Source organism: Limimaricola sp. AA108-03 (assembly GCF_050847355.1).
GTDB lineage: Bacteria > Pseudomonadota > Alphaproteobacteria > Rhodobacterales > Rhodobacteraceae > Limimaricola.
The window spans coordinates 1,585,480-1,604,678 of record NZ_CP193755.1; the positions used below are offsets into that span (position 1 = coordinate 1,585,480).

A 19,199-nucleotide genomic window follows, 5' to 3' on the forward strand; every position below is an offset into this window, starting at 1 on the left:
AAAGGTAAGTACTGCGCCCGGATTTGCCAGTGGGAGGGGGCGCTGCCCCCGCCGCCTTTGGCGGCCCCCCGGCGTATTTTCGGAACAAAGTGGCCTCAGAGATCGACCGTCACCACCTGCGCGCCCTTCGCGGCGAGCGCCACGCGACCCTCGCACAGCGCCAGCGCCTGCTCACCGAACACCTCACGGCGCCAGCCGTAGAGCGCGTGCACCTCGCGCTCGCCCGCCGCCAGTGCGTCGAGCTCGGCCGAGCTCGCGATCAGCTTCGGCGCCACGCCTTCGGCTTCCGAGCGGGCCTTGAGCAGCACCCGCAGCAGGTCGGCCAGGGCCGGGTTCACCTGCAGCTGGTCGCGCGGCTTCTCGGCCTTGGGCATCTTGTCGGCGGGCAGATTGGAGGCGCGCTCGATCGCGGCGAGGATGCCGTCGGCGATCTCGCCCTTGCGGGCCTCGCGCAAGAGCAGCCGCGAGCGCCCCAGATCCTTCTCGGAGGCGGGGCGCGTCGAGGCCAGCTCGACCAGCGCATCATCCTTGAACACACGCGAGCGCGGCACGTCGCGCTCTTGCGCATAGGCCTCGCGGAACTGCGCCAACTCGCGCAGCGCTGCGATGAATTTCGGCGAGTTGGAGCGCGTCTTGACCCGCTGCCAGGCCTCGGCCGGATCGACGCGGTAGGTAGAGGGATCGTTGAGCACCGCCATCTCCTCGGCGACCCAGCGGGCGCGGCCCGACTTCTTGAGCTGCGCCGCGAGCCATTCGTAGATCACGCGCAGATGCGTCACGTCTGCCAACGCATAGGCCTTCTGCGCCTCTGACAGCGGCCGACGCGACCAGTCCGTGAAGCGCGACGATTTGTCGATCTCGGCCTTGGCGATCTTGCGCGCCAGCGTTTCGTAGCCCGCCTGCTCGCCGAAGCCGCAGACCATCGCCGCGACCTGCGTGTCGAACAGCGGCGCCGGGATCAGACCGGCCTCGACCTGGAAGATCTCCAGATCCTGCCTTGCAGCGTGGAACACCTTGACCACGCCCGGATCGCGAAACAGCGTGTAGAGCGGCGCAAGGTCAAGGCCTTCGCCGGCCAGCGGGTCGACCAGCACGGCGCTGCCCTCGCCGCCATCGGGGCCGTCCTCGCCGGGATGGGCGAGCTGGATCAGGCAGAGCTTGGAATAATAGGTCCGTTCGCGCAGGAACTCCGTATCCACCGTGACATAGGCGTGCTTTGCGGCCCTCTCGCAGAAGGCGGCGAGGTCTTCGGTGGTGGTGATGGTCTGCATGTCGTCCCGTGCTTGCGGAGAAAAGGGGGCGGCGCGCGGCGCCGATCCCCGATCTCTTAGGCGATGGGCGCGCGGATGGAAAGCATGAGCCTCAGAGCCGGATCGGCGTCCTGTCGCCCATGGCGAAGCGGCGCAGCACCATCGGGTAGAGGATATGTTCCTTCTCGAGCACCCGCGCGGCCAGCCGCTCGGGCGTGTCGTCGGGACGCACGGGCACCCGCGCCTGCCCCAGCACCGGCCCGCCATCGAGCTCGGCGGTCACCTCGTGCACCGAAACCCCGTGCTCGGCATCGCCGGCCTCGATTGCCCGCGCATGGGTGTGCAGGCCGCGGTATTTCGGCAGCAGCGAGGGATGGATGTTGAGCATCCGCCCTTCCCAGCGCGCGATGAAGGAGGGCGTCAGGATCCGCATGAAGCCCGCGAGGCAGATGATGTCGGGCCGCGCCGCCTCCAGCCGTTCGGTCAGGGCCGCCTCGAACGCCTCGCGGTCGCGGCCGAAGGGCCGGTGATCCACCGCCGCCGTGTCGATGCCCAAGGCCGCCGCGCGGGCGAGACCGCCCGCGCCCGGATCGTTCGAGGCCACGAGCACCGGGTGGCACGGATGGTCGGGCCCCATGTCCCGGACCAAGGCGAGCATGTTCGAGCCGCCACCCGAGATCAGGATGGCGACGCGCTTCTTGTCGTTCACGACAGCTTGCCCGTATAGGCAACCCCCTGCCCGGCCTCCACCCGGCCGAGCCGGTACACGGTCTCGCCCTCGCCCGCCAGCAGCGCCTCGATCGCCTCGGCGCGTTCGGCCGAGACGACGACGACCATGCCGATGCCGGAATTGAAGGTCTTGAGCATCTCGGCCTGCTCCAGCCCGCCTTCGCGCATCAGCCAGTCGAAGACCGGCGGCAGCGACCATGCGTCCAGATCGATCTCGGCGCCCATCCCCTCAGGCAGCACCCGCGGCAGGTTCTCGGTCAGGCCGCCGCCGGTGATGTGGGCCAGCGCATGCACGCCGCCCGCCCGGATCGCCGCCAGCACCGGCTTCACGTAGAGCCGGGTCGGGGCCAGCAGCGCCGCGCCGAGGCTGCCGCCAGCGAAGGGCGCCTCGTCGTCCCAGCCCAGCCCCGCGCGCTCGACGATGCGGCGCACGAGGGAGTAGCCGTTCGAATGCACGCCATCCGAGGCGAGGCCCAGGAGCACGTCGCCCTCAACCACGCCATCGGGCAGCGCCGAGCCGCGCTCCATCGCGCCCACGGCGAAACCGGCGAGATCGAAATCCCCGGCCGAGTACATGCCGGGCATCTCCGCGGTCTCACCACCGATCAGCGCGGCGCCGGAGGCCTCGCAGCCCGCGGCGATGCCCTCGATCACCCGCGCCGCCTCGTCGAGCGCCAGCTTCCCGGTGGCGAAGTAGTCGAGGAAGAACAGCGGCTCGGCGCCCTGACAGACGAGGTCGTTGACACACATCGCCACGAGGTCGATGCCGACGCCGTCGAGATGGCCGGTGTCGATGGCGATCCTGAGCTTGGTGCCGACGCCGTCGGTGGCCGCGACCAGCACCGGGTCGGTATAGCCCGCCGCCTTGAGGTCGAACAGCGCGCCGAAGCCGCCCAGGCCGGACATGGTGCCCGGGCGGTCGGTGCGTTTCGCCGCGGGCTTGATCCGTTCCACCAGCGCGTTGCCCGCATCGATATCCACCCCCGCCTGCGCGTAAGTGAGCCCGTCCTTCTGCATCGCGTCCCCCGAATGCCGGTTTGTGAAGTGACGCCGCGATACCTCAGACCCCCCGCGAGGGCCAGCGCCAACTTGACCCGCCCCTCCGGTCTGCTAGGAGGAACGCGGGGGCCCGTAGCTCAACGGTCAGAGCAGACCGCTCATAACGGTTTGGTTGGGGGTTCAAATCCCTCCGGGCCTACCACGAAATCAACGAGTTGGCCGCAAACTGCGGCCATCTCGCTGGTTCACTGAACCGAACCGATGGCATGTGGGGCGCAACCTCGGTCCTACGGCAGGGTCCGGATAGTCCAGCAAGATGGGCCGGTATTTGAGTATACCAAATAATAAACGAGCGCAGCTCCGCCCACTTAAACCTCCTGAACGAAGACTCCTAATTTACCGACCGTCGATCATTCGCTGCGCCTCGACAGCGTCATAAGAAAAGTCAATCGCATCCTCTGCCACGCTTGATTTTCTAATTGATATCTTACCGCCACCTTCATCAAGAATATTTCTTATCGAATGGAGTGGAGTAAGGATTAAGTTCCTCACATGCAGATTTTTATCTAATATCAGATGTGCCAACCAATCGAAGTTTCGATTGGTCTTGAGAACCGCGCGAGTTTCCGTGCAGGACCTGCCGTTTGCTAGATCTAGAAGCGTTCTCGTCTTCACCTGAACGCGCCCATAGTGCGGATGTTCAATGTCGTAGTCCTTCCATGTCGGAGGCATAAGTTTGCCTCCAATAACCTCATGAACAATGAGCTCCCCATAGTCGCCGTCGAAGCTAGAAATGCCATGTCGAACAAGCGCATTGTGGGCTCGGACATGCAATTCTCGCGCTACTCCAAGATTCAATCTAAGCACTCCTTATATGCAGGTGAATGTGGCCGATAGCTTCAGGGGAAAATCCCCTGAGGCGAATATATACGCGTCATCTTGAAGGATACTTACGAAGGAGTAGTGCGTCGCGCCAAAATACACCGCCCCCCCCCTATTTGCACTCTCAGGTATCACGATACTTTAAAGGCCCGAAACGCACTCGAGCCAAATGCCCCGAGATGTCTGCCCGCATATCGTAAAGGGCAATCCAAACTGGAAAGACCCCAGGGCCCTACATGATCCCATACTTTAGCCTGCGCTTGACGAAGGCAGGCTGAGACCCTTCCAGAATATCGATAATCCTTTTATTTAGCCGAGGATTCTCTATGGCACCAGCTTCGTAGGTGAACTTATAGTTCTTCGGCTTATCGAGGTTAACATAGACAATCTGCTCGGCATCCGCTCCCACCGCCAAATTGGGGTTATGAGTAACCAATACTACTTGTCTACGCTTCTTCGCCTCGCGAATGCAGCCCGCCAGAACGCTAAATATGCTGGCATTGTCTAGGTTGTCTTCTGGCTGATCTATGATGAGCGGCGTGTCTTTTTGGTCAAGTTGAAGGTAAAATACGAGTAGTAGAAGGCCCTTCTCGCCGGGAGACAGTTCGTTCAGATTCTTGCCGTCGAGCCTAAGCTCATAGCGGGGGAATATATAATCGAGAGAAAACAGATAGTCATACATTTCTCCGATATCTCTGGATTGATCGGAGATTGAAGATCCTTCCTCTTGCATGCGAGAAATGATCCCCTGGCAAAACTCAGCAACCGACTCAAAGAAATCCCAATTAGTGTTGCCAATCATCGCCCCGAGTGTCTTTTCCGCTTCATGCGCAGGCCTAAACGGGCCCTTTTTCCTCTGATCCACATAATGAAGAAAATCACTCCGAAAGTTTCGATCAAGTATGAAGGAGGCGCTGATCGCAATATTAAACCCTTGGTCGCGAACAATCTTGAGTCTGCTGTCTACGCTATCCTTAAGATCCCTGTAGAACTGAAGTATTTCACTTTTGCTTCTGAATATCTCCTCCACAATCCCCTTTCGAGCATCATATCTTTCCTTGAGGATTCGGCGAAGGTCGTTGTCGATGTAGTTCAACTGCGACTGGAGGGCATTTAGAGTTCCAGCTGGGGGCGGAGCCACTTCACCTATCATATCCGTCCGCTTTGCGTTCCAAGAAGCAAGGCGGTCTACATAGGCCTGATAGCGACGTTGAGGAGTGCTCAGCTGCTCCATAGCGGAGCCCATCTCTCTGCGCAAAAAGTCGTATGCCAGACGTAGGTCTGGTATCGAACTAAGCTGGGAAAAATCGAAATCAGACGAGAAATCGGTAACGTTTAAGGATTCGAGTAGTTTTAACTCGTCCCTCATGTCCTCGGCTGCATTGAATATCGGTGCAAAATCAATCGTCAACTTCACGACTTGATCCAGATCCACCCCGACGGCAGCCAGTCCGGGAGAGATGTCCGCCCTAACGGTATCAACTTGCCTTTTTAGTCCCTCAATCTGCTCTTGAGCGGTGCTTATCCACTGTAGATTTTTCTTAAGTTCGGTGGCTCGAGCGGTTAGCCGAAACCCTTCAGCTCTAATACCCTCCTGCATGTGGCCAAGGAGATCAACTCGGGCTGCAAGAGCCTTTTGCTCCTCAGTTTCCGTATCAGGCTTTGGAACTTCGGTAGGCTTTGCTTTTTCTAAGGCAGCAATCTCGTCACGCTTGGCCTCCAGTTGAGAACAGATCCTCCTCCGGAAATGTGGAGACACCTGCTCCTCTAATTCGGAAATTTCTGCATTGAGAGCGGATAGTTTGAGTTTTAATGCTCCGATCTCTGCCTTACTCTTCTGAGTCTTAGAAATCTCTAGCTCCGAAAATGACGCCGCCCCTAGTCTTTCGGTCTCTTCGACATGAGAGAATACGACGTCCTCAATTTCCGCCCGGAACTGTTCTATTTCTATTTCATTGGTTAGCTGCTCGAAATAATTTTGCGGCAAATACTCGACAGTTTCAGGGAGATCGAAGTCGCATGCTTCATCGAGTTTTTTCTCGTCGACTTTCCCTGCATGCCACGTGATCGATGCGACGAAATTCTCTGAGTATCCGCGCCGACGAAACTTCTTGCTCTTCGTGTCATCCGCTAGAAACGAGAAATAGTTTTCCTGACGGCTGTTTCCAAGGAGTCCGATGATATCTATGATTGCGCTTTTGCCACTTCCCTTATTGCCTATTACCGCAGTTAGCTCAGGGTTGATTGGGATGGTCACATCTTTGAACCAAGCCCCATTCTCCTCCTCGTAACCCTCGATCTGGTTGATCTTGAGGGACTCTATAAATTTCGTTCCATCCTGCTCCAGTCGCGTAGCGGCGTCGGGTGTCTCCCCAATAAATATTCTACTCTCCGGCTCGTGACAGATCTGCTTTAGTCCGAGGAAAGTAGGGTCAGCCTTGATCCACGTTGCGGGAAAGCCAGCTGTGTCGCCTGAAAGACGCTCAAGATCGTCGAAGCTGTGCGCGTCGCTGCCTGAAACAACTGGCTTTGGATCAGAGGAACCCTTCTCATAGCGGTCCGGTCGAAGAAGATATTCCCTGTTCCCCGCACCCCCAAAGAACAGGTGGCAAGATTTGTCGATCCTGTCAGCTAATGCGATCTTCCTTGGGGATTTGCTGTCTGTTGAGCGAAGGCCGTTATTGTTTGCTGGAAAAGCTAGCAAGTAGGGCTTCTCACTGCCAAATGTTTCCGCTAGTGCTTTGGTGAGTCCGTCTAGAGTAACTGTTGCGGCTGTAAATTGCGCCTCACCTTCGAGGTCGATGCAGCGAACTTTGGCGCTCGCATGGTCCACATCTTGTATCTCTAAGTTTATTAAAAATCTCTCAATTTTTTCTCTCGGGGCCTTGCCTTCGTCGTTGTCGAATATGACATGTATGTCAGGGTGGGATCCGTCTTTGCTAATCGACTCTGAGAGACGAAACTCGATATTCGGAAAGAATACCTTTTCAGTTTGGGGGAATCTTTCTTCGTATCGGCGTTTAAACTCATAGTAGTTGTCGCACGAAAAGTAGTCAGTTACACCAAATACGCTAACCGGGGATTCCTCTAGCTTGTCGATGAACTTTTCCCAAGTTTCTTCATCCACTCGCCCATACGCATTATTCAGTTTAGTTCCAGGCGCGTGAATATGCAGATCCCAGCGCCGCCAGAGAGAGCCGCGCATATCGTTCTTGCCGTTCATTTATTTCCTCAGACGATCATTTCTTATAGCGGTGCCGGAATTTCCGCGGCCCTATCGCAGGCTTACCTGCGGTTGTGCGGACACTGTCACTTGGAGGGGTCTGGCGCAAGTCTTCGGGGGGTAGCGTAGTCCCTTCTCCTCCGGCTGCAATGAAGCGCTAGGATGCGCGTCGCGACTGCGTTTTGGCAAGGGAAGCAATGTCTTAACGTGATCGAAGGCAGCCGGTGTTTGCCGGCTATCTTCTATTCGTATCGGCACTTTTTTTCGCGGCCTAGTAGAGCGATAGGCCACGGTTCGTTTAAGTTTATCACCGTAAGCTGGCAGCGAATTCCTCTACCTCGATGAAGTGTCGAACGAGGCGAAGCTGAGCGGTCCCACCTGAGTGCTCCAGGTTAATGGTTAGTGCATGGTCGGCCTCTGGTCGACGGGCACGACGCTTTCCGGCGCCGATGGGCGGTAGCATACAGAAGTTGAGAGCGCTTAAGAAACGCCCTCCGCCGATCTAGTGCTTCTCGTCGACGACGATGCGATGCATGACGGCGTCTGTCCGGCCGGCCCACCGAAGGACAGCGCGCCGACATGTGCCCAAGTCCTGACCGCCTCCCCGAGGGAGATCTTGGAGGGTTCACGATCTGCCCTTGTTGGTCGGCCAGTCGTGGGTGCCTCTTCGATCCTGGTGGCTCTCTTCGTCATTGCGGGAAGCTTCGTGCTCGGAGCCGCTGTGCTCTGGTGGTGTTGGAGACAATAGGAAGCTGCTCGAAGCCGTCCTTGACTTGGCCTAAGCGACGGCTTTCTTGTCGATCATGCCTGACCTTTCCACTCAATCACTGGATGAACTGAGCCTCGACGAGGCCGCCCGACCGGCAGCGCCGCCGGTGCCGGAGGCAACGGATGGCCACCGGCGTCAAGGGCGGCAGCTGGCGGCGATCCACCGTCACTACCTGATAGAAATCGGTCAGATCGCTGCGGTCCTTGCGCGGATTGAAGCCGGGGACAGTCCTCCCAAGAACCTCAAGCGGATCGTTCTGTCGCTGGATATGGCTGAAAACTTTCGCGCATTCGGATCTTTTTGCGGGCGCGAGTGCCAAATTCTGAAGTTTCACCATGACATCGAAAGCGCCGACATGTTTCCGCGGATCGAAGCGGTGGGCGGCGGCAAGTTCCGTGAGGTTGTGGCCAAGCTGAAGGCAGAACACGAGGTCGTCCACGAATTGATCATCCGCCTCGGTGAGGCTGCGGATGCTCTGGCGAACAACCCGAACGATGCGAATTTCGTTCAGGCCGCCAATACGTTCAGGAAGTTGGAGGAGGTCATACGCTCTCACTTCGGCTACGAGGAAACCGAATTGGCGGAAGCCATCGGTTACTACCTTGGGTCGATCTGACAGCCTCAGGTAGACGACCCAGCATTCTCATCTCAAACGGCCGCTTGGTCGCCCGAAGCGAACAAGAATTCACCAATTGGACAGTCTCTTCGTCCCGCATGGCCGACGTTTGTCCGCCCAGTATGTTGCGGTCTGCATCAATGGCAGTTTCGGGAAAGCGGCGATGCGGCGTCCTATTTCGTTGCCCAGTTCGGCTTTGGGCCGGAACCGGTATCAGGTATTGCACGGCGGTTACACGCAATAGCGCTGCACGCCTTCACGCAAGGTCGTCGATGCCATCTTCCAAACTCTCGCCGGTCAGCTCGCAGTAGGTTTTTAACGCACCCTGAAGCGTAAAATATTGGTGCTCGCTGCGGTGAACGAACAACTCGCCTCGGATAGTGATCATTGCGACAGCCCAGTCCTTAATGGCATCAGCTTCCGCAGCACGGGTAAGAACGACCAAACCACCTTCTACGAGCGCGCATTGAACGACTAAGCTCTGGTATATGTTGTTCCGGGCGAAGACCTGACCGAACCGGAGGTTCTGGGCGTATCGCTCCAATCCATCCTCTGATACCGCCTCCGGACATCCAGGAAACTCTGTCGGGACCCTCCATTTTAACTGGATGGCCGATGGCGTCAGGCTTTCATACTCTTCCGGCTCCGGCTCGAAGTCAGCTCGCTCACGCGTGCCGTAGAGCCACTCGCCGATTGCGCCTCCGCTTGGAACCGATCCGCTCCTCGCCCATGACTCGAAGCGGGACTTTGTTCTAGCACCCTCTTCCTTGGTCACGGTCCGCATCCACGAGACGTCGGGAAATGATGCCTCGCTTATGGGCTTGGAGGGATCTTGGAGAAACACATCAATCGACCCATAGGCCAGCTCAATGCGGCGGGCGGTTATTTCGTTCAGGAGGGCGTTTTCCAGCCTTGTGAGCCAGCGCAAATTCTCGGGCCTGTTGTTCGCGCGGTTCGTGTCGATGTGATCGACGACGTGTTGATCGCTGGGTGGCGGACCATTGAAGGCGGTGCAGACCATGCGATGGATCGGCACACCGGCCAACAGACGGTAGCCGGTCGTGAGGCTCTGGCGTCCAAAGGACCATGTTTTATCTAGCGGACGGGCGCGTTTCCGGAACTCGTTTAGTCGATAGACCGCGCCGTTGTTACGGACGCGATATCGCTCACCACGATACTCGACCTCAACTTCGGCGTCATAGATTTCCAACAGGTGGTCATGCTCGCCCACAGGTGCGTTCGAAAAAGGAATCTTGTTCTCCAGTGCAAGGGTTTCTCGGCCTTTTCCGGAGGGACCTGGCGTCGGTTATCGTTGGCAGACGAAGAACATGGGTCGGGCGCTGCCTCGTGCTCTTGACACGCCCAGAAACTGTCGAATGTGCGAGGTTGGAGTCAAGGAAAATGAGGGATAGCGCACATTCTTCCTGCGCCCGCAGATACTTAGCAACGCCAATGTCGGCTGTGCAGACTGCAACCGCAGCATCGAAGCATGGCGGTGAGGGTCCACTCTGGGCCGAGAGCGATCGCAGCATGGAAGGGCGGAGAGCCGGCATTCGCCGCAGTCCGGGCAGAGGTCCGCTTGGTGGACATTCCCGTCCTTCACTATGGACGCTCTATAGGTGCTGCGCCTACGAGGCCGCTTGGCAAAAAAAACAAGAAGCGGACCTTCGCTGCGAGTGCGGAAGCAAGATTCATGCTTTTCGTTCGGCTGCGTGATTGCTCGATCTTGTAAGCGACATCTTCTGGTGTCACGCTTAGATCGTAACGGCAGGAATGCAAAAATGAGATATTTTTTTGCAAAGCACCAGCTCATTTGGGGGTTTGAAATGACTTATCTTTTGGCGCGTGTGGAGAATTTCTCTCGCTTCGAGGGGGAGAACTTGTCCGCGAAGCCTGTCATGGGCTACGGCAAGAGTGGCGAGGCGCCACACGAAATGCATAATTTTACTATTGCATCTGATGGTTTGATATATGGCTACTTGCCGAAGGAAGGAGGAGGTAACCTACAGCGGCTGGGAGGGAAGTCGGGCGAAGAAGAAGTATCGAATGTAACTGTAATATTCATCAGCAGCGGCGTATTGTGTGGGTATTACAGGAATGCCACGGTTTTAAGCTCTCCAGTGAGGCATCCAGACCGCCTCATGGCCGGAAACTCGAAGATTTACTGTAGAGTAAAGGTTGACCCTAAAGATGCCTTTTTGATTCCAGTCGAAAAAAGGGTGGAGAAAGTAAAGCCCCGGCCTCAGGGTCAATTCCCTGTGCTATACGGGGATGCCAAAAGCGATTGGGTCCGTTGGTTTGAGGAATTCACTAAAGGAAGCGATGCTCCTACTGCGAGCGAAAAAAAACGTAGAAGATGGACGGAAAGGGTTGAGAGGTCATCAAAGGCCCGGAGAATGGCGCTCAAATATTATGGAAATAAATGCGAATGTTGTCAAATATCTCATGAGGATAACGTGCGCGCTGCCAAGTTCGAGGTTCACCATAAGATGCCGTATGCCGAGAACTTTGAGGCGCGTCACCTGAAGGCTACTGATCTAGCAGTCCTCTGTGCAAATTGCCATCGAATGATCCACAAGATGCCGGACGTCGCAGATATCGCAGGCCTTCGCGGATATCTTAATTTTGATTGAGTATCCTCCGTCATCGGACTCATTGTGATCTCGCATATGCTGGAGCCGGTGACTGCGCTGTTACGATCGAACCCGCTGCCAAACGCAGGTTTGGGCACCCATGGCGGAAAAGGATCTGCAAAAACCGCCACCTTTAGCGCGTTCAGCTCGGGCTCGAAGCGGTCAATCGCCCTGCTGACGATCACACCCGATCGGGGCGCGATAGTCAGCTCATCTAGTGCGAGGCTTACATCACGAAAGGCCTTCTTCTCACTGGGCAAGTGAGCGGAGATGGGTCCGGAAAGAGGTGCGGCTCGCTCTTTCCGGGAGTGGGGGAGGTTCGGAGGCGAGCGTGGAGCGGCATCCTCCGGCAGTAGAGGGCCACGGGGAGCGCGGAACGATGACCCGAGCTCGTCGGGAGACGCCAAGGGGTGCAGGGGGAGTGGCGAATGATGACTCTGCCCTGGGTGTCCAGTGGGGCAACGCGTTCTCTAATCCGGCTGAAAGCCACTGGCGGGTTCGGCAGGGCGGAGCGCCTCCCGAGCGGCGCGTCAGCGGCGCCGGGGTCCGGGGGTGTCAGCCCCTAGCCCTTATCGTTCGTGTGGTCGGCAACCACACGCTGGTAAACTGTGGACAAGATGGCTTGCGGCTTCGTAGCGTCTTATGAATAGTATCAATCTCGAAAAGCTTCACCCAGAAATAACGATCAGTGGTTGTAAAATGAACGAATATTATCGCCAACTAATAACAGAAAAGCTGGAAATGCTGGCGCCAGCAAGCCGATTTAACCTTCGAGAGCTGCTTGGACATGAATGGCCTAATGATGCCGGCGCAGCCCGGAAACTCGGGCGAGACTTTCGCGCCCAGATTGCGGATTTTCATGGCATTGCCGATGAGGGGCGCGACAACGAAAATCTACGATGGTATCGAAAGCAATAAGTTTAAATTAAAGTAACAAGCAGGGACTGAGCTTAATGGATTTCAGGGTGAATGATCGACGCGTTCTGCTGGGAACGGTCGCGATAGCGGTTCTTAGTGTATCTGGATTTTTTTACATGCAAACCGCAACAGGAGCTTCAGCTGATCAAATGCGTCGTGCAGAGACTGCTTGCGTGCGCTGGTTCAGCGATGACAGGGACTTGGGAGGTCGTGACGCGTTTGGCTCAGATGCCTGGACGAAAGATGGTTCAGTCGTTGTTGAGGTTGGGTTTGATCGGCGTGGAAGTTCATACAGCACACGACTATGCGTATATGATCTGGAATTCAACAGAATGTCCGCGCCAAATAACTTCACAAGAGGACGTTGGGAGAAGTAGTTTTCCCAGCCCTTTTACTTCGTGCTGTCAAGAGCCCTCTCGCGGCTATGCGACCGTCATACTCGGTCAATCCCGCGATGGCTTGTCCCGCAACTCGACAATTGAGATGTTCCTGCGATAAGAAGGCCTAAGCAAAGCCTCGTGCCGCGCGACTTCGATTGCCAGGCCGCCGAGATCCAGGTCCGCGCTGCCGTGCTGAACGGCTACACCGCTCTCGGAATACCGATCACCGAGCCCGTGGGATAAGTCCGTCCGGGGAAAGGGGAAGTGTGCGCTTCACGCTGTTTGCGCAACGAAGCCTTCTGAAGGGAGAACCGCTAATTATGTGTCTCGGTGCGAGTGCGGAGCGCAATTGTAGTCCCGACCGATCTACGAGTGGCCTGTTGCCCTCGAGAGTATCGCAGCCAGCCGCTAGCTGGCTGCAACGAGATACTGCGCGTTCTGGCAAGAGTGGCGGTAGCGGACGCCTAGTTGGTCTGTCTAAGTAATATACAGAGCCTGTCTGCCTCGAGTGTATCTTCGACGCGCCGTAGTGCGGTCAGAATGCCATCTAGCTCGATACGCGCTGCCGCGATTGCACGCCCACGCTCGGTGAATGAGGACCGTTCGCAGTCCTCTGACATGCAGTGTTCATCGTGAATGATCTCGGTCACATACTCTCGTCTTGATGCGTGAAACAGCGCCTCTGAGGTCATACGGATCCGCTCTTTGGCTTGCACCGAGAACAGGTTCGGCACGTCTAGCCAAGGATCGAGCTCCGCAATCTGGTATTTAAGAGGTCCATCAGGTATCCATCCTGCGCTGCCCGCCCTTAGGCTTTCACGCGCGCCTGCTGCGGCTTCCAGTGTGTCGAGAATGGCATCTACGAGGCCGCTAGGATCTTGGTCATCGGTCATGTCCCTGGGCGTGGTGTAGCTGAGGCGGCCATCGGGTTTCTCGGTAGGGTCGGGTTGCGAAAGCCAACCTGAACCGAGGGATGCCCCCGATGACCAAACCCATGATGGACCTGAGAGAGCTCGTCGAGAAGAGCGGTGATGCGGATCTTCTACGCGAGATGATCGGCTTTGCCGCCGAGCGCCTGATGGAGCTCGAGGTCGGCGGCCAGACCGGCGCCGCCTATGGCGAGAAGAGCCCTGAGCGTCGGGCGCAGCGCAACGGCTACCGTGACCGGGACTGGCAGACGCGGGCCGGGAACGTGGAGCTGCGCATTCCCAAGCTGCGGACGGGAAGCTACTTCCCCTCGTTTCTCGAGCCCCGGCGAGCCGTGGAGAAGGCGCTGACGGCGGTCATTCAGGAAGCCTATGTGCATGGCGTCTCGACGCGCGCCATGGACGATCTCGTGCAGGCCATGGGCGGCACCGGCATCTCGAAGAGCCAGGTCAGTCGGCTGTGCGAGGAGATCGACGAGCGGGTCGATGCTTTCCTGACTCGACCGATCGAGGGCGAGTGGCCCTATCTCTGGATCGACGCCACCTACCTGAAAGTCCGCCAAGGCGGCCGCATCGTGTCCGTCGCCGTCACCATCGCCGTGGGTGTGAACACCGATGGCCGTCGCGAGGTGCTTGGCATGGCCATCGGGCCCTCCGAGGCGGAGACGTTCTGGACCGATTTTCTGCGCGATCTCGTGCGCCGAGGGATGTCCGGCGTGAAGCTGGTGGTCAGCGATGCCCACGAAGGCATCAAGGCCGCTACGGCTCGTGTGCTGTCCACGACCTGGCAACGGTGCCGTGTACATTTCCAGCGAAACGCCTTGGCCCATGCCGGCAAGAGCAGCCGGCGCGTGGTCTCGGCCTTCATCGCCACGGCCTTTGCCCAGCCCGACCACAGCGCGGCCAGAACGCAATGGCGCCTCGTGGCCGACCAGATGCGGGGCAAGCTGCCGAAGCTCGCCACCCTCATGGACGGGGCCGAAGAGGATGTCCTTGCCTACATGACCTTTCCTCAGCAGCACCGGGCAAAGTTGCACTCCACGAATCCGATTGAGCGATTGAACGGGGAAATCAAACGGCGCACCGATGTCGTCGGCATCTTCCCCAATGAGGCCGCCATCCGTCGCCTGGTGGGAGCGATCCTGATGGAGCAGACCGAGGAATGGGCCGTGCAGCGCTCCCGCTACATGACGCTGGAAACGCTCGCGCAAGTCTGCGACGATCCCATCGTCAGCCTGCCTGCCGCGCAGACGGACTGATCAGCTCGGCCCGCCGACACCAGTCAGGCCAGCCAAGAGCTACACCACGTCGTGGGACACGATCTTGGTCATCCATGGTCAGATCTCCCCTTTGTGAGTTAGCGTCGCTGTCTGCGCCTTGCGTTCGGTCCCCTTAGAGACGAGGTCGATTGCGTCAGCCAATCCCTCTGCGAGTAGGCAGATTTCTTCGACGTATGGCTGTGCAGGATCGAGCTTTGCAAAGTATCCCGATTCTGGACGATCTTCATCGTGAACATGCTCGAGCAAAAGCAGATCGAGTATCTCCATTAGTTCGCGTTGAAGGTGCCGCGTAATTGTCGGCGACCGGTGAAGTTGGTCTATTAGGCGTTGCGTGCGTTCAAGCCAGCAATATCCGCCGAGAAGTAGAGCTGCGTTTTGTAGCCCATCTAGGTTTTCGTAGACGTAAGCGTGCACCACACTTCGTGCATCGTAGGGGGTATCGAACATCCAGTTCTCCCATTCAGACCTGCCGCTGGATGCGACAGGTTCACAAGAGCAGCCGTCTTCCTCGCTCAAGCTGCGCGTTCAGGGTCCTTGAATGAACCCACGTCGATTATTATTTTTAGAAGCGATGCACCACCCTTTGCGCGGCTCACATGCAGAAGAGCCGCGCAAAGAGAGGGCAATCGATTAGGTATCTTTTGGCGTCATCTGCAACGCCACCGAGATATTAGATCACTGGAAAAACGTGCACATGACACTTTGCTGGGAACACCCATTTCGATGAGTGTCACGTCCACGGCTCATACTAGGCCTCGAGCTGTGTGATCGACGTGCTTAGATCCAGTTATAGACGCTGATAGCGCTAGTGCTTCTCCGCGTGGAACCAGCTGGCACCAGCTGCAAAGCCTTTCTTCGATTCTGCAATCCCGCTCGCGCCCTTTTATCTAAGGGATTGGAAGATATTTTAAGTATTCCTCCTAGTTCTTTTCATCTTAGCGCCGCGACGCGCCGCAATCTTCATTAGGTGACCTATATCCACCGCACTCGCCTCTTCCTTAAGATGATCCGGCGCAAACTTCGCATAAACCTTCCGGGTGATGGCAGGATCTGAATGCCCCAGATAGGCTGCGATCCTTTCCATTGAACACCCAGCCGCGGCCATTCTCACCGCCGCGGTGTGACGTAGAACGTGCGGAGATACATCTTTTAAGCCAGCGTCTGCTACAGCTCTATAAAAAGCGGTCTTTATGGTCTTAATCGGCCTGTCGTGCCACTCTATTACATGGTTACATGTCGCGTGTGCCTTCGCGGACAATAGTATGCCCCGCAAGGAATCAGTCATGGGAACTTTAGCTCTCTTCTTTTTCCTGCCCGGGACGGCGACACGTAGATCTATGGTTCCTTCTTCAAAATTGACGCGGTCCCAAGTGAGCTCTAGAACAGCACCTACTCTACCTGCAGTGGCGAGCAGTATATGTATCGCAAGGTGTAAATGCGGTGTATTGGACGTTGCTATCAGTAGGTCGACGATTTCATCGTCATTCAGCCACCTGTCTCGTGGCTCTGGCTTTTGCGGTCGAGGTATGTATCTGATATCATTAGCTGTTATCCAGTGCTTTCTTTCCGCATACTTTATGGCATCCCGGAGGCGCCCGAGTTCGGTCCAAAGTGTCCCATCACTCACTTTGCCACCAGAGTATCGGTGCACACGTGATGCTATGTATGTTTGAACCAATTCTTCAGTGATGTCGCTAGGCCTAAGATCGCCAAAGACCGGGATGATAGATTGCCCTTCGCCAACCATGTTTCTTCCCGAAGGCCGGTTGCCCAAATGCAGCTTGTATGCATTCCATATCTCACCGATCGTCCAGCTTCGCCCTCTCTCTATTTTTTCTCTATACTCTAGGTATATCTGATATCCTTCGATCGCTGCTTTTTCAGGGGTGGTGGCGTTAAGTCGGATCCTTATCCGCTTTCCATCATTGCCGGAGAAGGTTACAATCTTTCTTCCGTTTAGTTTGCCTATTCTAAAATCCATCCTGTCCATGTCGTTTGCCTCGATTTTGAAGGTTCCGAGCCGCTAACATGTGGCCCATCGGCTTTCATATTCCTCAACCGCACTAATCGGGACGCCATATCTTCTTTCTCCGACTCTGAATGCTCTAAGCTTCCCCCTATTAATTTCGTTCCTTACCGTGTTCGAGCAGCAGTTCCATCTTTCGGCGACTTGGTTCAGCGTCAAAATTTTTTCCAACTGGTTCTCCCTTTGCGGTTGCGCGCTTTGCGGCTATGGACTCGGTAACTTCACCTTTTTCCCGCCGTTTTCCCCAATGGATAGCAGGCGCAAAAGTGCGGCAAGGTTCCACTGGAGCCCTGTGCGAGAAGAGCGGAATAATTGCTCCTGAGTTCATATTGGCCAATTCACGCGAAACCAAAGCCCATCGAAAAATTTTTCGATAGAGCCAGCGTTCAGGCGTTACAGGAGCTTGAAAAATTCTTTATGGAGACATCCGATAGCCCTCCAACACGGCGACGAGCCTCGAAGAGCCTGCCGCTTTAACTTTCATCCCAGATTGCCGTCCGGGATCCGAGTTATCTGCGCCCGAGGGCGCGGTGTTGTTGGACTATCTTCCTCGGCGTTTCACATCCGAGCAAAATGCATCATATCATGGAAAGGTTTGATGCGGTAGTTTCTTTTGCTTCGAGGTGCTTCAGTAGGTATCATCTTTAGGGTTTGGTGTTGCAGGGTGGCCGCCCAAGCGCTTTCGCGTCGATTCCTTCCGGGCGACAGTGCATTCTTTATGTCTCGCTATACGACGGGCGGCTTGGGGTTCGTCGAACCGAAACCATGGCAAAACACCGCTATTTGAGAGAAATGTTTTGAGATAGCTGAGCGCGATCTGCAATATTTCAGTTACTTAGTCGCGAGACGGCTCGCTCATAACGGTTTGGTTGGGGGTTCAAATCCCTCCGGGCCTACCAAGACACCCGCCGAGGCGCCGAGTTGCAGCGGCTGGCGGGAAGCAATGTCCGAAATTTCCGCGTCCCGAAGGGTCATGAGGCCCTCATGGCGATTTCCCCTGGAGCTCGGTGCGATCGGACCTGCACCATCGGAAGTTGAATCGCTTCGGCGGACCGACTGGCACCAATTGTTGGCCATGCCCCGAAGCGGAATCATTACCCGCCTACAGAGGTCCGCGCGGATCATTCCGATCCGGCGCGGCCCCTTGGACTTCACCGTGATCAGCGCTTGAGGTTGGTGGTTTCCTGCAGCATTTCGTCGACGGTGGTGACGATCTTGGCGTTGGAGGAATAGGCGCGCTGGGTGCTGATCAGGTCGGTCAGCTCCTGCGCCACCTCGACGTTGGAGCTCTCCAGCGCCCCGGCGGTCAGCCCGCCGGCCGAGCCCTCGCCGGCCTGGTTCAGGCTGAACTTGCCGGAGTTGCGCGACAGCACGTAGGCGTTGCCGTCGGCGGCCAGGAGCCCGTCGGGGTTGGCGACCTCGGCCAGCGGGATGTTGTAGAGCGGCTTGCGGCTGCCGTTGTTGAACACGCCGTAGACGTCGCCGCGCTCGTCGATCTCGGTGCGCACCAGCACGCCGCTCTCGGCGCCGTCGGCGCCGATCTTGAGCGCCGAGTAGTCGCCGGCGAACTGGGTCATGCCGGTGTGGCTGTCGGGCGCGCCGATCGAGACCTCGATGGTCTGCGGCACGGCGCCGTTGTCGACGGTCAGCGTCGCGATGCCGGTGGCGGCGTCGAAGGCGAAGCCCGCCGGCGCCGCGGCGTTGGAGGTGGCATTCGAATAGAGCCGCGGCGCGCCGGCGAGCGGGCCGCTGTCGTGGAAGTCGACGGTGACCTCGCCGTATTGCGCGCCGTCGGCGCCGGAGATGCTCAGCGTCCACTGGCTGGCGGTGGCGCTGGGCTGCCAGGAGAACTGCATCCGCTCGGCCTCGCCCAGCGGGCTGTAATACTCGGCCGAGCTGAGGAACGGCTCGCCCGGGGTGGCCAGCCCGGTCTGCTGGGCCGGGATGTTGCCGCTGACGGTCATCTCGCCGGTGGGCGAGCCGGTCTGCGACAGGCTGCCGAGATTGACGGTCCTCAGGTCGCCGAACTGGTTGCGGTCGACATTGCCGATCGAGGCGGTCTGGTCGTAGGGAAAGCCCGCGAGGTAGTAGCCGGCGGCGTTGCGCAGATCGCCGTTCTCGTCGGGCAGGAACGAGCCGGCGCGGGTCAGCATGAAGTTCGCCTCGTTGGTCTCGCCCGGCTGCTTCGAGACCACGAAGAACCCCTGCCCGCCGATCGCCAGATCGGTGGCGCTGGCCGTCGTTCGCACGGCGCCGCCTGTGCTGACATCCGAACCCTGAACCGCTCTTACGCCCGAGGGCGCGATCCCGGCATTGTCGCTCAGCGTGCTGGTGGTCACCATCTGCACGAAGCTGCGCCGGTAGCCGTCGGTGTTGGCGTTGGCGATGTTCTCCGAGATCCGGCCCACCGCCGTGGAATTGGCGCGCAGACCGCTCACGCCGGTCTGCATCGCATAGGAGATGCTCATAGATCTGCCCTTTGTCTCTGGTGCAGGCCCCTGACGTCCACGGCTTCTGACGAGCCGATGAGGTGAGTGGGTCAGGTCGCTACCCAAAAGTACTAGTTTC

Annotated in this window: 14 protein-coding genes, 1 tRNA gene and 1 pseudogene; 6 read left to right on the forward strand and 10 right to left on the reverse strand. The window is 57.7% G+C overall.

All coding sequences use genetic code 11. The features are described 5' to 3' along the window. Window positions 1–95 precede the first annotated feature (95 nt). The 3 genes from rnd to purM all read right to left on the reverse strand — a co-directional run bounded on the left by rnd (window position 96) and on the right by purM (window position 2,996). On the reverse strand, window positions 96–1,271 hold the full coding sequence (gene rnd, locus ACRAQ3_RS07795) for a ribonuclease D (protein WP_432256238.1): 1,176 nt from the start codon (window positions 1,269–1,271) through the stop codon (window positions 96–98). A 91-nt stretch (window positions 1,272–1,362) separates the two neighbouring features. After that, a complete protein-coding gene (gene purN, locus ACRAQ3_RS07800; protein ID WP_432256270.1) occupies window positions 1,363–1,908 on the reverse strand; it encodes a phosphoribosylglycinamide formyltransferase in 546 nt (181 codons plus the stop codon). 47 nt (window positions 1,909–1,955) lie between these two features. Beyond that, window positions 1,956–2,996 carry a phosphoribosylformylglycinamidine cyclo-ligase gene (gene purM / locus ACRAQ3_RS07805; RefSeq protein WP_432256239.1) on the reverse strand — a complete coding sequence of 347 codons (1,041 nt, stop codon included), beginning with the start codon at window positions 2,994–2,996 and terminating at the stop codon, window positions 1,956–1,958. Window positions 2,997–3,104: 108 nt separating this feature from the next. On the opposite strand from purM, the gene ACRAQ3_RS07810 reads away from it, so the two are divergent. Next, window positions 3,105–3,180: transfer RNA gene (locus tag ACRAQ3_RS07810), tRNA-Ile, on the forward strand. A gap of 912 nt (window positions 3,181–4,092) precedes the next feature. Here the strand turns inward: ACRAQ3_RS07810 and ACRAQ3_RS07815 are convergent. Next, window positions 4,093–7,083: a TrlF family AAA-like ATPase gene (locus ACRAQ3_RS07815; RefSeq protein WP_432256240.1), complete on the reverse strand. Its 2,991-nt coding sequence runs from the start codon at window positions 7,081–7,083 to the stop codon at window positions 4,093–4,095. 803 nt (window positions 7,084–7,886) lie between these two features. Here ACRAQ3_RS07815 and ACRAQ3_RS07820 point away from each other — a divergent pair. Continuing rightward, window positions 7,887–8,468, forward strand: a complete 582-nt coding sequence (locus tag ACRAQ3_RS07820) for a hemerythrin domain-containing protein (protein ID WP_432256241.1) — start codon at window positions 7,887–7,889, stop codon at window positions 8,466–8,468. 256 nt (window positions 8,469–8,724) lie between these two features. Here ACRAQ3_RS07820 and ACRAQ3_RS07825 read toward each other — a convergent pair whose 3' ends face one another. Then, window positions 8,725–9,678: an HNH endonuclease signature motif containing protein gene (locus ACRAQ3_RS07825; RefSeq protein WP_432256242.1), complete on the reverse strand. Its 954-nt coding sequence runs from the start codon at window positions 9,676–9,678 to the stop codon at window positions 8,725–8,727. A 571-nt stretch (window positions 9,679–10,249) separates the two neighbouring features. Here ACRAQ3_RS07825 and ACRAQ3_RS07830 point away from each other — a divergent pair. The 3 genes and pseudogenes from ACRAQ3_RS07830 to ACRAQ3_RS07840 form a co-directional block, all read left to right on the forward strand. Next, on the forward strand, window positions 10,250–11,101 hold the full coding sequence (locus ACRAQ3_RS07830) for an HNH endonuclease (protein ID WP_432256243.1): 852 nt from the start codon (window positions 10,250–10,252) through the stop codon (window positions 11,099–11,101). Between the two features lie 699 nt (window positions 11,102–11,800). Continuing rightward, a complete protein-coding gene (locus ACRAQ3_RS07835) occupies window positions 11,801–12,019 on the forward strand; it encodes a hypothetical protein (RefSeq protein ID WP_432256244.1) in 219 nt (72 codons plus the stop codon). Window positions 12,020–12,528: 509 nt separating this feature from the next. Then, window positions 12,529–12,642: pseudogene (locus ACRAQ3_RS07840) on the forward strand (IS5/IS1182 family transposase); the annotation flags it as partial. 221 nt (window positions 12,643–12,863) lie between these two features. Here the strand turns inward: ACRAQ3_RS07840 and ACRAQ3_RS07845 are convergent. Further along, the gene (locus ACRAQ3_RS07845) at window positions 12,864–13,292 is read right to left on the reverse strand and encodes a hypothetical protein (protein ID WP_432256245.1); all 429 of its coding nucleotides are present in this window, start codon (window positions 13,290–13,292) and stop codon (window positions 12,864–12,866) included. Between the two features lie 89 nt (window positions 13,293–13,381). On the opposite strand from ACRAQ3_RS07845, the gene ACRAQ3_RS07850 reads away from it, so the two are divergent. Then, a complete protein-coding gene (locus ACRAQ3_RS07850; RefSeq protein ID WP_432256246.1) occupies window positions 13,382–14,584 on the forward strand; it encodes an IS256 family transposase in 1,203 nt (400 codons plus the stop codon). A 78-nt stretch (window positions 14,585–14,662) separates the two neighbouring features. Here the strand turns inward: ACRAQ3_RS07850 and ACRAQ3_RS07855 are convergent, their stop codons facing one another. The 4 genes from ACRAQ3_RS07855 to ACRAQ3_RS07870 all read right to left on the reverse strand — a co-directional run bounded on the left by ACRAQ3_RS07855 (window position 14,663) and on the right by ACRAQ3_RS07870 (window position 19,099). Continuing rightward, window positions 14,663–15,052 (reverse strand): hypothetical protein, encoded by a 390-nt coding sequence (locus tag ACRAQ3_RS07855; RefSeq protein WP_432256247.1) that lies wholly within the window; start codon window positions 15,050–15,052, stop codon window positions 14,663–14,665. Window positions 15,053–15,512: 460 nt separating this feature from the next. Beyond that, window positions 15,513–16,595: a tyrosine-type recombinase/integrase gene (locus ACRAQ3_RS07860; protein ID WP_432256248.1), complete on the reverse strand. Its 1,083-nt coding sequence runs from the start codon at window positions 16,593–16,595 to the stop codon at window positions 15,513–15,515. Between the two features lie 33 nt (window positions 16,596–16,628). Beyond that, window positions 16,629–16,802 (reverse strand): helix-turn-helix domain-containing protein, encoded by a 174-nt coding sequence (locus tag ACRAQ3_RS07865; protein ID WP_432256249.1) that lies wholly within the window; start codon window positions 16,800–16,802, stop codon window positions 16,629–16,631. Between the two features lie 989 nt (window positions 16,803–17,791). Beyond that, window positions 17,792–19,099: a flagellar hook protein FlgE gene (locus tag ACRAQ3_RS07870; RefSeq protein WP_432254225.1), complete on the reverse strand. Its 1,308-nt coding sequence runs from the start codon at window positions 19,097–19,099 to the stop codon at window positions 17,792–17,794. Between the last annotated feature and the right edge of the window lie 100 nt (window positions 19,100–19,199).

Excerpts from the sequence above, each read along its gene's own strand:
- rnd (WP_432256238.1), bottom strand. The coding sequence starts at position 1,271 with ATGCAGACCATCACCACCACCGAAGACCTCGCCGCCTTCTGCGAGAGG.
- purN (WP_432256270.1), bottom strand. The coding sequence starts at position 1,908 with ATGCTCGCCTTGGTCCGGGACATGGGGCCCGACCATCCGTGCCACCCG.
- purM (WP_432256239.1), bottom strand. The coding sequence starts at position 2,996 with ATGCAGAAGGACGGGCTCACTTACGCGCAGGCGGGGGTGGATATCGAT.
- ACRAQ3_RS07815 (WP_432256240.1), bottom strand. The coding sequence starts at position 7,083 with ATGAACGGCAAGAACGATATGCGCGGCTCTCTCTGGCGGCGCTGGGAT.
- ACRAQ3_RS07820 (WP_432256241.1), top strand. The coding sequence starts at position 7,887 with ATGCCTGACCTTTCCACTCAATCACTGGATGAACTGAGCCTCGACGAG.
- ACRAQ3_RS07830 (WP_432256243.1), top strand. The coding sequence starts at position 10,250 with ATGAGATATTTTTTTGCAAAGCACCAGCTCATTTGGGGGTTTGAAATG.
- ACRAQ3_RS07835 (WP_432256244.1), top strand. The coding sequence starts at position 11,801 with ATGAACGAATATTATCGCCAACTAATAACAGAAAAGCTGGAAATGCTG.
- ACRAQ3_RS07845 (WP_432256245.1), bottom strand. The coding sequence starts at position 13,292 with ATGACCGATGACCAAGATCCTAGCGGCCTCGTAGATGCCATTCTCGAC.
- ACRAQ3_RS07850 (WP_432256246.1), top strand. The coding sequence starts at position 13,382 with ATGACCAAACCCATGATGGACCTGAGAGAGCTCGTCGAGAAGAGCGGT.
- ACRAQ3_RS07855 (WP_432256247.1), bottom strand. The coding sequence starts at position 15,052 with ATGTTCGATACCCCCTACGATGCACGAAGTGTGGTGCACGCTTACGTC.
- ACRAQ3_RS07860 (WP_432256248.1), bottom strand. The coding sequence starts at position 16,595 with ATGGACAGGATGGATTTTAGAATAGGCAAACTAAACGGAAGAAAGATT.
- ACRAQ3_RS07870 (WP_432254225.1), bottom strand. The coding sequence starts at position 19,099 with ATGAGCATCTCCTATGCGATGCAGACCGGCGTGAGCGGTCTGCGCGCC.